Source organism: Coriobacteriia bacterium (genome assembly GCA_003149935.1).
Classification (GTDB): domain Bacteria; phylum Actinomycetota; class Coriobacteriia; order Coriobacteriales; family QAMH01; genus QAMH01.
The window spans coordinates 152,592-165,971 of the sequence record QAMH01000006.1 but is presented as its reverse complement, the minus strand read 5'-3'; the positions used below and the strand labels follow the sequence as shown (position 1 = coordinate 165,971).

Here is a 13,380-nt window from a genome sequence, read left to right as displayed (position 1 = left end):
CGACGCATCTCCCCTTTCGGATGTCCAAGATGCGCTGCGTCAAGCCCTCGACGCTGCGCCATCCCACCTATTGTATGTTCTAGGATGCGGAGATGGAATGTGACGCCGCTGCAAATCGCCCTACGTCGATGCTACTCCCCCAGTCGGTCATCCATCGCCTGTCACGCGAAATGCGCGGCGGACAATGCGCTAGAATCACCCGCGACGACTTAATCACGACGCCTTCGAGGAGGAAGCGCATGGACCCCAACAAGCGACCCGACGACATGGTACGTATCACGACCCCCGAGCTCGCCCAGGCATTCATCGACGAGCAGGTCGCGGCAATCCGCGAGCAGGTGGGCGACGGCAAGGTGCTCCTCGCGCTTTCCGGCGGCGTCGATAGCTCGGTGGTGGCCGCGCTGCTCATCAAGGCCATCGGCAAGAACCTCGTGTGCGTGCACGTCAACCACGGCCTCATGCGCAAGGGCGAGTCCGAGCAGGTCATCGACGTGTTCAAGAACCAGATGGATGCCAACCTCGTCTACGTTGACGCGATGGACCGCTTCCTCGACCTGCTCGCCGGCGTCGACGAGCCCGAGGCCAAGCGCAAGATCATCGGCGGCGAGTTCATCCGCGTCTTCGAGGAGGAGGCCCGCAAGGTCGGCGACGAGGTCGACTTCCTCGCGCAGGGCACCATCTACCCTGACATCCTCGAGTCGCAAGACGGCGTGAAGGCGCACCACAACGTGGGCGGCCTTCCCGAGGACCTGCAATTCGAGCTCGTCGAGCCCGTCAAGCTGCTCTTCAAGGACGAGGTGCGCGTCGTCGGCCGTGAGCTCGGCCTGCCCGAGAACATGGTCGAGCGCCAGCCCTTCCCCGGCCCTGGCCTGGGCGTGCGCTGCCTCGGCGCCATCACGCGCGACCGCCTCGAGGCGCTGCGCGAGGCCGATGCCATCGTGCGCGAGGAGATCGAGAACGCCGGCCTCGACGTCTGGCAGTACTTCGCCGTGGTGCCCGACATGCGCGCCACCGGTGTGCGCGACGGCGTGCGCGCCTACGACTGGCCCGTCATCATCCGCGCCATCAACACCGTCGACGTCATGACCGCCGAGGTGCCCGAGCTCGACTGGGCGCTGCTCAAGCGCATGACCGACCGCATCACCCACGAGGTGCCCGGCGTATGCCGCGTATGCTACGACCTCACGCCCAAGCCCGTCGGCACCGTCGAGTGGGAGTAGTATTTGATACAATAACGTATCAATATGTGACCTAGTGCACCCCTTGAGAATTACCTGCTCAAGGGGTGTTTCTATATCTAATCGCGTAAGCTCATATACAAACTCGTAGCAGCGTGACCTAAGACAACTAGGTCATAATGAGGCCACTTCGCAAGTGGCTAACAGGTGGAATTACCAATATCTACCTGCGACTTTTACGGAATCGGAATAAATCACCAAGAGTAACGGTTGATACGAGTCCGTATCACTACCTGCTGTAATACGCCACCTAAGGTGATGCAGACCCGCTAGCCACCTGCAACCACAAAACTGATACGGCAACGTATCAACAATCCTAAAAGAGAATTTTGCGGTTTGGGTCACAAACGGGTCACGGCATAATACAGCCTCTGACGAGGCCGTTTGCGGTTCTATTTAGGGAATCTAGGCCTTGAAGGAGTCCTTCCAGGCAACATACTCGTCTCTCGTCAGCTCATCGTCCTTCAGGTCTCTGTTGTTCCTATACCAATGGCGAAGCGCCTTTGCCAGAGCCTCCTGGTCCTCGCTGCCCAAGTCTTCTGGAAGGGCCAGCACGATGGTTTCCCCAACCTTGGTAGGCTCGAGGCAGAACGCCTCCTCCAGCTCGAACAGCATGTGTATCGCATCGTTCGCGTCGCTTCCCCAGTCGGATTTGAGAGAGGAGGGGTTCACTTCGAGGCAGCGGGCGATCTCGGCGATCATGGGGTCCTTCGGAGTGCGCTCCCCGTACTCGTACTTGCAAAGGGAGACAGCGGATATTCCGAGCATGCGCGAGATAACGTTCGCTGAAACGCTCGGCTGCATCGACGACGCCACGTTCCAGGGAGCAACCTCGCTTTCCCGCATCGTGGCGCCTGGGGTGACCGAGATCAACCGCTATGCTTTTCAACGTTGCACCTCGCTTGTTGACGTGCAGTTTGGTGCCCTGAAGACAATCGGCCGACGTGCGTTCGCAAGCTGCACCGAACTTGAGCGGATCGAACTGCCCGGCACGTTGAAGGTGATAGGGGAAGAGGCCTTTTCGGGATGCCATGCCCTTCGCGAGGTCGTGATACCCGAGAGCGTGGAGGAAATCGAGCCGCGGGCGTTTCGCGGATGCACCAGCCTCGATGCGGCCTCAATTCCCGAGAGCATTGTGCAGCGTTTTCCCGAGTCGTTCACGCAGGAAGTGGCAGCCAGAGCGGGCGTCGTGTTAAAGACCGAGCGTACGCGGCTTTCGGCGGCGTTTCAGGAGGCGCACGAGGCTGATCGGGCGGAGCTCATGGCAGATGGCAAGCGCCTGTGCGCCGAAGAGGACGAGCTGCGCAAACAGCTCGCTGGCCTGGGCATGTTCGCGCGTGCGGAGAAGGAGCGGATCCAGGCGCGGCTCGACGAGCTGGAAGGCCAGCTTGCGGAGGTGCGCGATTTGATTGACGCGCTCGACAACCCGACCGACGAGGAGCTGCTCGGGATGCTGTAGCGTATGGGGTGCGCGGGTCTTCGGGGCTTGCTGGGCGCGACCCTCGATTTTCAAGAAGAAGGGTGGCGACGGTTTAGGCGATGGCCCTTGAGGCGCTAGCTCTGGGATACTGCCCATAAAGCCTGCTGCGTGTCGTAGCCATGAGCCAATTCGCTTCGTATAGGCGTGCTATTTGCGGACGGCCTCGGCAGCCTCAAGTCGCGCGGTGGTATACACGGTTCCTGGAGATCTGAAAGACAGGCTATGCAGGCTGCTCCTTCTCGATCTTCGAGAGCATCGCAATAGGGAGGATGCTGGTAGCGAAGCAGGCGGCCTGCATGATGAGATCGATTTCGTAATTCTCGTTAGATAATGCGGAGATCAATATCGGCAGCAGGAACGACATCGCAAGGCTGACGGTGCCGATGATGCCGCTGGCGCTTCCTGCGAAACGACTTCCGATTCCCCTCATCATGACGGGCATAGCTTGAAGGATTGGCCCTGTCATGGCTGAAAGAAAGCCACTTGCTGCCAGAGTGAAGTGTAGGGAAGCATTGCCTTCGACATACCAAACGGAGAGCATTGCTGCGCTTGCGACAATATTAATAATCATCAGATAGGGCTTAAAGCTTTTAAGATGTGCGCACAGTGCAGGTCCCGCGATACATCCGAAAATGCTTGCAATGGTTACCGAGGCTGCCATGTTCCCTGCAGCGAATCCGCTCATTCCTTTGCCTGATTCAAGCGCTTGGGGAAGCAGTCCAGCGAAAGCTGTGCTGGATGAGAGGGTGAATCCGACAGCGAGAGCAATAAGCCAGACATTGGTGTTTTTTGCTGCCACGAGAAACGTGTTGAGCGCTGGCTTTTCGCTCGGGGGATTCACGCCGTTTGGAAGGTTCTTATCGACGATAACCCAAAGTGCCGTCACGGCTACGAGGGCGATTTCTGCGATGACGTATGCTTGGCGGACCGAGTCGTACAGTTCCCCCACTGCTTGTGAGGCGACGATTCCCAGACAGGATACTGCATAGTAGACGCCAACAGCTGTGTCTGTCTTGCTTCCAAACCAAAGGGCGATGGTCTTAACGACGTTTGTCGATAATGCCGCCATTCCGATGCCTATAAGGAAGAGCGAAGCCAATTGAAGGGGGTAACTGTAAAGGGTGATTATCCTGAGCAACCCCCCTATGCAAGCAATCGCAAAACACGTTGCGACAACTCGTTTGGGACCGAATTTATCTCCGGCGAGTCCAAAGGGGATTCCGAAAAAGACTGCCGCAAGCATGGGAACGAGAAACATGGTGGAAAAACCAACGGAGTTGATTTCCAGCATCGGCATGATATCGAGGGCCAGGGCGGATGCCTGATATTGGATGAAGTTGCCCGTAAAAGCGAGGCAGCATACCGAAAGCAGAATTGCAAAACGCCGCAATGGCATGTCGACGTCCTCTCGTTCGATTTCCTTCACTGCCCATGCTCACTGATGTGGGGATATGGCGATGGGCAGCGAAGGAAGATAAATTGTCGGAAGGCGATGCGGGAGGAGGGGGCCTTCCGATTGGTTGCAGTCTGCCGAGGCGGGTTCGGCAGGGGAAATTATTCGGATTGTTTGCTTTGCTGCAGCTTAGCTTTGATTCCGGTTTCGGGCAACAGGGCGATTGGCACTACGCTCAGGAGGAACAGGACAGACTCGACACAAAGGTTCATCGTCCAATTGTCACCAGTGATCGTCGAGACGATAACGGGAATGAAATACGAGCACAAAAGGCCGACGGTGCCGATGATGCCGCCAGCTGAACCGGCATACTTCACACCGATTTCCGGCAAATCGGGGGTCATCGCTTGGATGATAGGGCCGGAGAGGGCGGTCATGAAGCCGTTGACGACGAGTACGACCCACATGATGGCTCCCAGGGGAAGGAACCAGTTCACAATCATGACCGCTGCAGCGACGATGGTGGTGAGGATGAGGAAGGGCTTGTTCTTGCCTAGCTTCAGTACGACGGCGGGGCCGGCGAAGCAGGCGAAGAAGCTGCCAACGGTGATGATTGCCGCCATCGATCCAGCGACCGAGGTTTCGACGCCGCGTGCGAGCTCAAGCGCGGAGGGGAGGATTGAGCAGTAAGCGGTGGTAGAAGCGAGGGTCAGGCCATAGGCGAGCGCGATAAACCAAACGTTGCGCGATTTGATTGCAATCTTGAGGTACTTGATGACGGGCTCGGGCTCAGGAAGGCTTTCGCCTTTGGGGACATTGCTCATAAAGAGAATCCACAAGAGCGCGGTGACGGCAAGGGCAACCGCTGCAACTAGGTACGAGATCCCGAGAGTCGGGAACATCGTGCTGAATGCCTGGGCGACGACGATGGCGACGCACGATGCTGCATAAAAGAAGCCCATTGCGAGAGAGGTCTGCTGCTTGAACCAGGTTCCCAGTACCTTCGCGAGGTTGGCGTTGAGGCAAGCGATTCCGCAACCAATCAAGAACATGGCAACCAACTGGGCGGCGAAGTTCGCAATCATGAAGAAGCGAATGAAACCGCCGATGACAGACAAAATAAGTCCGACGGAGACCACAATCTTTACGCCGTAACGGTCGGCAAGCGAACCTGCGGGTATGCTCAGAAACACTGCGGTTAGCATGGGCATCAGCATAAGATTCGTAAGCCCCGCGACATCGATGCCAAGGGTGTCCATAACGACGACGCCCCATGCTGAAACCTGGTATTGCATGAAGTTTGCCATGAAGCAAATAAGGCATACGGTGAGCAGCACAACCCATCGATAACCCGATAGTTTCATTTCCTTATCCATGGTGTTTTCCTTTTTCTCTCGAATCACTAGTCGTTCAGCAGAACGCTATACATGGGGCGGAACACGGCGTCGTCTTTCGCGCGCATGTCATGTTTGACAATCCACCCATTCTCGTCGATGACCATATGAGCGCGATCTTCTGCGGTGTAGACAGGCCATTCCTCCACTCCCTCGACAGAAGGCTTGCCGGTTTTGGCGAAGTTATACCAGCACGTATTCATCTGCTCGGCGAGATGCGCCGGGGGGTTCGGACCGGTGAACATGAGGCCGTTCGGGGTGTTGAGATTCTTCATGACGAAGGGAACCTCGATGGCGTGGCATGCCCCCATTCCCTCGATACGCGACTTGTAGCGGAATAGGTAGTTGTACACGGGTTTGTATTCGGACTGCTCTTCGGCCATAAGGTCTGCGCCGACGAAGAAGCCCGTGACATTCATGAAGTCGGTGTAGTATTCCCCGAAATCTCTTTCGGGGTAAGCTTCGCGATACTTCTCCTCCCAATCGATTGTGTCGATTTGATCGTCGAAATGAATGGGGAATTGGCCATGCCAGAAGCTCGGCAAATCCTCGAAATAGAATTTGAAGTAAGTGAACTCGTCTTCTGTACAACCGATCATGATATCGATGTTTTTCGCGGCGCCTTCCTTCCAGACCTTCATCGGCTTGAGGGGAAGGAACGACCCATCGCAGGTTGGCGAGAAGATGAGGGATACCTCGTAGGTGTGCCTATCGCACCAAACCTGCATTCCAGCAAGGAGCTCGTCGGAAGTTTTCGCCAAAAGCTGTTGCGCGGTTTCGCATTTCATGATCTCGGCGAATTCCTTCGTGAACGCTTCGCCGCGTTCCTTGGTTTTGTAAAGCTGTATGGGGCCGGATTCAAGGATGGCGCGCTGGAAGAGCGTGTTCGCCTGGGGAAGGATAGCGAGAAGGGCTTGACTAGACGATCCTGCCGATTCGCCGAACAGCGTGATGCAGTCCGGATTTCCTCCGAAGGCGGCGATGTTCTCCTTAATCCACTCGAGAGCCTTGATTTGGTCGAGAATCGCGAGGTAGCCGGACTCCTTATACTCTTCGCCACCGGGTAGGCAGTCGAGTGCAATCGAGGCGAACACGTTAAGACGGTAGTTGATGGAGACGATCACCACGTCTTTGCTTTGGGCGAAATGCTCGCCGTTGTAAAGGGGATCGGCGGATCCGCCGGAAAAGTAGGCACCTCCGTGAATGTAAACCATGACGGGGAGGTTGGTTTTCCCAGCCCCATTGACCCAAATATTGAGGGAGAGGCAATCTTCGCCCTGCTCGTGCAGGGAGGCTGGTTCAACCTCGTCTTTGAACTGGCATGCCGAGTGACCGAACGAGTCGCAAATCCGATGCTCGTCCGAGTCCTCCAACCTGACAGGAGCTTTCCAGCGTAGCTCGCCAGTAGGTTGCTTTGCATAGGGGATTCCCAAGAAGGCTTCGACTCCGCTTTCGAGGGTGACGCTCTGCATCACTCCCGTTCTGGTTTCTGCCTGCATAATTACTTCCATTCCTTTCGAATCATGAATGCGCACAATGTTTTCTTTGGCTCGCCACAGGGAATGGTAAAGTCTTGAGGGATTCCAATGTCAAGCGATTAATAATGTGAAAACGAGTCATTTTATGAGGCCCAATTCCTTCAAATGGCATCAAATAGCTTGAATTGGCTTTGGAGTCGGTCTAAGGTTTATAGTGTTGCGGGTAGCGAATCCTTCGAGCGACGGGGTCGGCGATGAACGAGAAGTTGCCACTGAATATTAAGCAGACCGCCCAACTCTACGGCGTTAGTTCCGACACGCTAAGGTATTACGAGAGCGTTGGACTGATAACGCCCAGGAGGGAGCGGAACTCCTATCGCGTATATGGCGAAGTTGAGTTCGCTCGCCTCAATATCGTTATGTCGATGCTCGAAATGAATTTCACCTTGAGCGACATACGCGACTATCTTTCGTCGCACGGCCTCGAAAAGACCATCGAACTCTTTAACAAGGAGATGGATCGAATCGATGAAACAATAAGTAAACTTTTGTTAAGACGTCGAAAAATCGAGCAGTGCCTGAGAAGTACGACCGATGCCGTCCTTGCGAGTAGCGACAGCGAGCCGAGGCTGAGACATAGGGGCGCTCGCCATTACATCGTTATCAGCGAGGATTCGGACATAGACGCCGATCCACTGCCGTACTACGCAATCAAGAAAGCTCACGAACTGGGAATAAATATAGACTCGCTTCATAGCATCCCGTGTTTCGTCATGGACTATACTCGCCTACGGTATGACGATTGCTTTGTTCCCGAAAAAGCACTGTTGGCTATTGAGAAGGCTGAGTATCATGATGCCCTTGTTCTTCCCGAGGGCACGTATCTTTGTCGCACGGTGAGAGGCCCGGCTCAACTGACACCAGCTGCTTTTGAAGAAATGAGTGCTTTCATGCAAAGTCACTCGCTTGCCCCTCGCGGCAAATTATTGGAGTTTTGGCACGTGAGCGAATACGTTTCAGATGATGATTCGGAATACCTGCATACGCTTGAAATAATGGTTGAACAGCAACAATAGCGTCGATGAGCGTTGCCTGCCTTTGGTTTTGCGGGTTTTGCGCCGCTTGCGGGGTTTTCGACAACGGCGCGACTGAGCAGGTGTTCGGTCACATCAAAGACGAGCTCTTCCGGGGAAGGACGTGGCCCGACTTCGAGTCCTTCAAGGCGGACCTCGACGCCTATATCATCCATTGGAACACGAGGAGGCGCCGGGTTAAACTGAAGGGACTGACCCTGGAGGAGTTCCGGAGCCAGTCCCTGGTGGCGTAGTCTTTATTTGAGCCGTCCAAGTATTGGGGTGCAGCTCACTGGACGTTCTGCCCCCTCTTTTTTGGGAATCGCTTTCGTTATTTCTTCCTGTTGGAGATGCGAATGGCCGCGCCGCTTGCGACCGCACTCGCCGCGCCTGCAGGTGCCGCAGTGGCTGTCGCGGGGGCAGTCGCTGTCACGGGAGTCGCAGGCTCAGCGACCGCGACCGCCTCGCGCTTCTCCACCTCGCGCTCGCGATACCCGAGCCGCTTACCGAAAGCGGAATCGTTTCGACCTGCACGTTCGATGGAGACACGTATTGCTATGACTGCCTTTGCAACTACCGCAACCAAACCAAACAACATAAGCTTTCTCTAGGATGAGCGAAGGAAAATCTAAGGTCTCTGTTCTAACTTGCTAAGGGAGGGCTTTGCGGAGTTTCCTCTATCCTACCCTCCCTTGAAATATAATGTCCATGCGATCATTAGCTACTTCTCGCAGTTTGCCGTGACCCACCGTGACCCACGAAAACGACTCGAATGACCCGAAAAGCCGTGACCCAGATTTGACCCCATGGATTCGCGGCAATTTTTGAGACTGGATGCAAATGGGACGTACTGGAACAAACTGCGGCAAACTGGAACAAACTGGAGATAGTTTTTAACTATTGAGTGGGAGTAGCGAAGATCTACCCGAGCAGCTTGAAAGCCGCGATGCCCAGCACCGCGCCGATGGCGGCACCGAACATGAACTTTATGAGGACGGTGGCAATGGGATGGCTGCGCGCGAAAGCATGTCCCTTGCGTTCGGTACCTAAGGGCTCGCCATTCATGAACGCCATGATCTCTCGATAGGTGACCAGGTCATGTCGCCGCTTGATGCGCTCGACTCCCACCGCGGCTGCCATGCCCAGCGCATAGAGCGGCACGAACACAGCGAAGCCGGCCAGGTCGCCCTTGGTCAGCTTCCCGAAGGACGTAGGCTCCTGCCACGCTGCCGCCAGCGCCGCGAAGAACACCATCGCAAGGAGCACGAGCACCACCATGGCGATCGTGAGCCAGTGCATCTTCTTCGAATCCTCTTCCATGGTGCGTCGCATGACCGCCACGTCGCCCTGGATGAGCTCATCGACGGACACGCCGAACAGTTGGCTCAGCAGCAACAGGCTCTGCACGTCGGGATAGGTCTTGTCCGTCTCCCAGTTCGAGACGGTCTGGCGCGAGACGAATATCGCCGCCGCCAGGTCATCCTGGGAAAGCCCATGCTCGATGCGATGCTTGCGTATCTGGTTCGCCAATTCCATACGATGGTCTTATTCTACAGGGTCAGCCGTACCCGACCCCATGTCGTGTGCATCGATGCGCTCGGTGATGCCCTTCAGCCGTGCCTCCAACTTGCCCGCATAGAGCGTCAGGGCGACGGCCAAGAGGACTACTGCTATCGCCAGCAGCAAGATGAGCACGAGCATCGCGTGTTCGGAAACCATGGTACCTTCTTTCTCTCGGTTGTGCGAAGCGAGGGAATCCTAGCACCGGGATGCGACCAGACACGCGCACCTCGACGGAAAAGCCCTGTCAAAAGTCTTTGACAGGGTCCTTGAACTGGGAGTGTACACATGCGCTCACGGCGAAGGTGGCTGCTTGCTGTCCAGCGCACGGATCGAGCGCGGCACATAGGCGACGAGCCCCAGCGCCAGGCATGCCAGGCCATCCACGAGGAAGAACGGCGCGATGCCGATGAGCTCTGCCAGCACACCACCGATGGCAACGCCCACGGGCGATGCGAGCCCCATGACGGCGCTCAGCAGTCCCATCGCGCGACCCATCTTCTCGTCGGGCACATGCCGCTGCGTGAGCGTCATGGTCGGCCCGTTGAACCACGAGCATGCCACGGCCATCACGGCGACGAGCACGACGAACGCCACGAAGGCATCGGGAGGCAAGAGCCCGCAGGCCGCGGTCGTCGCGCCCACTATGACGGCAGCCACCGCGATGAGCAGCGCGAGGCGCTTGCCGCCGCCCCATGCGATGAGAACGCCCGAGCCGACGAGCATCCCGACACCGAAGGCGGCCTCGACGATGGAGGCCATGTAGCCGTCGCCGCCGAAGTGGTCGAAGGTCATGAGCGGGAACACGGCCGAGAGCGGGCTGAAGATCATCATGCCAACGGTCACCATGACCCAGAGGAGCACGATGCCGCGCGTCTTCGCGACGGCACGCCAGCCGTCGCGCAGGTTTGCCAGTACGTGCTGCTCCGAGGCAGTCGGATCAACCACCGTGGGAACCTTCGCGAGCGCCAGGCCGAGGATCGCCACGCACGCACCCGCGAAGTCGAGGAACATGACCGAGGAGAACCCGAGCGTCGTGTAGAGGAAGATGCCGAAGGCAGGTGCCCCGATCGCCGCCACGGAACCCAGGAGCTGGTCGAGTGTGTTGATGCGCAGCAGGTGCTTGTCGGGCACGAGCATGGGCATCGTCGCCATCATGGCGGGACTGTGAAACGCCTGGCCCACGGCACGCGCGATGCACACCACCATGAGCAAGACGATGGAGACGTCACCGGCCAAGATGAGGAAACCGGCGACGAGCGAGACGACACCGATGGCGCCATCGGCCACGATCATGATGAGCTTGCGGTTGTACTTGTCGGCCACGATGCCGCCGAAGGGAGAGATGAGGCCGACGGGCAACATCACGGCGATGGTCATGACCGAGAGCACGAGCGCACTGCCCGTGGACTCGGTCACGTACCACACCACCGCATAACCAGCGGCGTAGCTCGTGATCATGGAGACGGCCTGGCCGGCCCAGATGAAGGCGATGATGGAGAGCCAGTTCTTCTGCAGCGGCAATCCGGCGGCGCTCACGGCTTGTGCATCGTCATGGTGTATGGGGTTATCCGGCATAGGCGCTTCCTTCGAGATCGCTCAGCGCATCATGATAGAGCATCACGTCATGCTCGTCGCTTGCTACAGTGCCGTGCCGCGCTTGGGAACGTAGAGCTTGCTCGTGTCCACGCCCTCGTGCTCCAGCAGCCAGAGCTTGCGCTCGATGCCACCCGCGTAGCCAGTCAGGCTTCCGTCCGAGCCAACGACCCTATGGCACGGAATGATGATGGAGATGGGGTTGTGCCCGACCGCACCGCCCACTGCCAGTGCCGATGCCTTTCCCCGCTCGCGCTTGAGCTCGGATGCGATTTCGCCGTATGTCGTGAGCTCAGCGTATGGAATCGCGACAAGCTTTTCCCATACGGCTTGCTGGAACTCGCTTCCCCTGGGAGCTAGCGGTACGTTGCCAATAGGTTGCGGGTCACCCGCGAAGTAGGCGTCGAGCCACGCCCGCAGCTGAGCGAAGCCACCTGCGTCGTCGTTGGGAATCATCTCCTCGGGAATCGTGCCGCCATGGTACTTCTGCCCATCGAGCCACAGGCCGCAGACGGCCTGTCCATCACTTGCGATCGTGAGCGTGCCCACGGGCGATTCGTATTCGCTGCAATAGAACATGCATGCCTCCTTGGCCGTTATTCTGAAAGGGAATCCCAGAGCGCCAGCACCGCGTAGCTGCGCCACGGACGACAATCCTCGACCAGCGCGAGCCGTTCCTTCGGCGTGAGTTCGGGCAGCGCATGGGCGACACCCGCATCGGTTTCGAGAAACGCGTCAGGGTAACTCAACGTGCGCATGGCGATGTAGTTGGCGGACCACGGGCCGATTCCCCGTACTTGCAGGAGAGCTTCCATCTGCACTTCCGCCACAGCGCCAGTATCTAGGTCGAGCGCGCCCTCGTCGATGAGCGCCGCGATCGCGTCGATGGCACGCGAGCGCGTCTTTATGAGGCCAAGCTCCCCGAAGGCATCCTCGACGTTCGCGAGCGAACGCACGGCTGCGGCAGAAGGCCACGCCCTGTCGAGTCCCTCGATGCCGGTCTCGACCTTCTCGCCGTAGCGTTCGGCTATGCGCCCCGCAAGCTTGTTGGCCGCCTTCACGCTGATCTGCTGCCCGATCACGGCACGACAGGCTATCTCGAACGTGTCGAAGCAACCGGGCACCCGGATTCCGTCGATATGCACGTCGGGAACGGCTTTCTCGAGCGGGGAAAGGGCCCGCGAGATCGCCACGGGGTCGCTGTCTACGTCGAACATGCGCCGCACGCGAGCGATCACCTCGGAAACCACGGGGACAAGCTCATCGGACATCGTGACGACGAGTTGATTGTTGGCGGGGTCATCCTCGACGCGCACCCACCCACATGTGATGTTCCCGTCGCGATCCTCGAGCCGGACCGCGCGCGTGTACGAGGTGTCGTCGACCAGCTCGACATGCGCGAGCGCGCGGTCCCGGAAGAACGCGAGCAGCTCCGAGAACCGATATGGCGGCCGATAGCTTAGGTGCAAAGCGATCGTTCCGACCCGAATGACCGTCTTACCCTGTCTCTTGCGCAAATCACTTGGAGTGAGCCGGTAGTGCTCCTTGAATGCATCGTTGAAGCGCCGCACGCTACCGAAACCAGATGCCTTTGCCACACGCGAAACAGGAAGGTCGGTGTCGGTAAGCAGGGACTTCGCCAAAAGGAGCCTGCAGGTTCTAAGATATTGCGCAGGTGTCACCCCATATTCAGCTTCGAACGCACGCCTGAGGTGTCTGTCCGTATAACCGAGTTTGGCGGCAATTGACTCGACACTCGTCGAAGATGCGCATCTTGCCTGCAACATCTGCGCGGCTCTTCTCGCAAGATTGGACCCAGCATCCACGAGCGATAGTCCCGGGGCAAGCTCTGGACGGCAAGTCATGCAGGGGCGAAAGCCGGCCGCCTCGGCTTCGGCCGCCGTACGAAAGAAGAGGCAGTTCTCGTATTTGGGCATCTTCGCCTTGCATACCGTTCGGCAGTAGATTCCCGTAGACGAAACCCCCACGAAAACCTGTCCGTCGAATCGCGTGTCACCGGATTCGAACGCCTTGTAAAGCGTCCTTCTTCGTTTTTCCGAGGCGTTCAGGTCCTCGCCCGTCGCCATATCTGAGAGAATGGAGTTCAAGTTACCTCGCTTTCCTTATATCCTCGCTCGTCGAACATTTGCCTTGCGGATTCATTTGCC

Annotated in this window: 11 protein-coding genes and 1 pseudogene; 4 read left to right on the top strand and 8 right to left on the bottom strand. The window is 57.7% G+C overall.

Annotated features, from left to right (window positions below; genetic code table 11):
• The first annotated feature begins 239 nt into the window (after positions 1-239).
• Positions 240-1,220, top strand: coding sequence for a glutamine-hydrolyzing GMP synthase subunit GuaA (locus DBY20_03340; protein ID PWL78925.1), 981 nt, complete (start codon positions 240-242; stop codon positions 1,218-1,220).
• 574 nt (positions 1,221-1,794) lie between these two features.
• Complete coding sequence (locus DBY20_03335; protein PWL78924.1) at positions 1,795-2,697, top strand: hypothetical protein; 903 nt, start codon at positions 1,795-1,797, stop codon at positions 2,695-2,697.
• A gap of 241 nt (positions 2,698-2,938) precedes the next feature.
• Here DBY20_03335 and DBY20_03330 read toward each other — a convergent pair whose 3' ends face one another.
• The 3 genes from DBY20_03330 to DBY20_03320 all read right to left on the bottom strand — a co-directional run bounded on the left by DBY20_03330 (position 2,939) and on the right by DBY20_03320 (position 7,016).
• Positions 2,939-4,114 carry a hypothetical protein gene (locus tag DBY20_03330; GenBank protein PWL78923.1) on the bottom strand — a complete coding sequence of 392 codons (1,176 nt, stop codon included), beginning with the start codon at positions 4,112-4,114 and terminating at the stop codon, positions 2,939-2,941.
• A 158-nt stretch (positions 4,115-4,272) separates the two neighbouring features.
• Entirely contained in the window at positions 4,273-5,487 is a 1,215-nt protein-coding gene (locus DBY20_03325; protein ID PWL78922.1) for a hypothetical protein, read from the bottom strand.
• Between the two features lie 26 nt (positions 5,488-5,513).
• Positions 5,514-7,016 carry a carboxylesterase/lipase family protein gene (locus DBY20_03320; protein PWL78921.1) on the bottom strand — a complete coding sequence of 501 codons (1,503 nt, stop codon included), beginning with the start codon at positions 7,014-7,016 and terminating at the stop codon, positions 5,514-5,516.
• A gap of 221 nt (positions 7,017-7,237) precedes the next feature.
• On the opposite strand from DBY20_03320, the gene DBY20_03315 reads away from it, so the two are divergent.
• Both DBY20_03315 and DBY20_03310 read left to right on the top strand, forming a co-directional pair.
• Positions 7,238-8,059, top strand: coding sequence for a MerR family transcriptional regulator (locus tag DBY20_03315; GenBank protein ID PWL78920.1), 822 nt, complete (start codon positions 7,238-7,240; stop codon positions 8,057-8,059).
• Positions 8,060-8,118: 59 nt separating this feature from the next.
• A pseudogene (locus DBY20_03310) lies at positions 8,119-8,310 on the top strand (IS3 family transposase).
• 77 nt (positions 8,311-8,387) lie between these two features.
• Here DBY20_03310 and DBY20_03305 read toward each other — a convergent pair.
• From DBY20_03305 to DBY20_03285, 5 genes are all read right to left on the bottom strand, one after another.
• On the bottom strand, positions 8,388-8,654 hold the full coding sequence (locus DBY20_03305) for a hypothetical protein (GenBank protein ID PWL78919.1): 267 nt from the start codon (positions 8,652-8,654) through the stop codon (positions 8,388-8,390).
• A 323-nt stretch (positions 8,655-8,977) separates the two neighbouring features.
• The gene (locus DBY20_03300; protein ID PWL78918.1) at positions 8,978-9,592 is read right to left on the bottom strand and encodes a transcriptional regulator; all 615 of its coding nucleotides are present in this window, start codon (positions 9,590-9,592) and stop codon (positions 8,978-8,980) included.
• A gap of 318 nt (positions 9,593-9,910) precedes the next feature.
• A complete protein-coding gene (locus DBY20_03295) occupies positions 9,911-11,194 on the bottom strand; it encodes an MFS transporter (protein PWL78917.1) in 1,284 nt (427 codons plus the stop codon).
• Positions 11,195-11,257: 63 nt separating this feature from the next.
• Positions 11,258-11,791, bottom strand: coding sequence for a cysteine methyltransferase (locus DBY20_03290; GenBank protein PWL78916.1), 534 nt, complete (start codon positions 11,789-11,791; stop codon positions 11,258-11,260).
• A gap of 17 nt (positions 11,792-11,808) precedes the next feature.
• Positions 11,809-13,299 carry an adenosine deaminase gene (locus DBY20_03285; GenBank protein ID PWL78915.1) on the bottom strand — a complete coding sequence of 497 codons (1,491 nt, stop codon included), beginning with the start codon at positions 13,297-13,299 and terminating at the stop codon, positions 11,809-11,811.
• Positions 13,300-13,380 lie beyond the last annotated feature (81 nt).

Bases quoted from the DNA above. Each gene is read 5' to 3' on its own strand.
- DBY20_03340 (PWL78925.1), top strand. From the start codon at position 240: ATGGACCCCAACAAGCGACCCGACGACATGGTACGTATCACGACCCCC.
- DBY20_03335 (PWL78924.1), top strand. From the start codon at position 1,795: ATGGTTTCCCCAACCTTGGTAGGCTCGAGGCAGAACGCCTCCTCCAGC.
- DBY20_03330 (PWL78923.1), bottom strand. From the start codon at position 4,114: ATGCCATTGCGGCGTTTTGCAATTCTGCTTTCGGTATGCTGCCTCGCT.
- DBY20_03325 (PWL78922.1), bottom strand. From the start codon at position 5,487: ATGGATAAGGAAATGAAACTATCGGGTTATCGATGGGTTGTGCTGCTC.
- DBY20_03320 (PWL78921.1), bottom strand. From the start codon at position 7,016: ATGGAAGTAATTATGCAGGCAGAAACCAGAACGGGAGTGATGCAGAGC.
- DBY20_03315 (PWL78920.1), top strand. From the start codon at position 7,238: ATGAACGAGAAGTTGCCACTGAATATTAAGCAGACCGCCCAACTCTAC.
- DBY20_03305 (PWL78919.1), bottom strand. From the start codon at position 8,654: ATGTTGTTTGGTTTGGTTGCGGTAGTTGCAAAGGCAGTCATAGCAATA.
- DBY20_03300 (PWL78918.1), bottom strand. From the start codon at position 9,592: ATGGAATTGGCGAACCAGATACGCAAGCATCGCATCGAGCATGGGCTT.
- DBY20_03295 (PWL78917.1), bottom strand. From the start codon at position 11,194: ATGCCGGATAACCCCATACACCATGACGATGCACAAGCCGTGAGCGCC.
- DBY20_03290 (PWL78916.1), bottom strand. From the start codon at position 11,791: ATGTTCTATTGCAGCGAATACGAATCGCCCGTGGGCACGCTCACGATC.
- DBY20_03285 (PWL78915.1), bottom strand. From the start codon at position 13,299: ATGGCGACGGGCGAGGACCTGAACGCCTCGGAAAAACGAAGAAGGACG.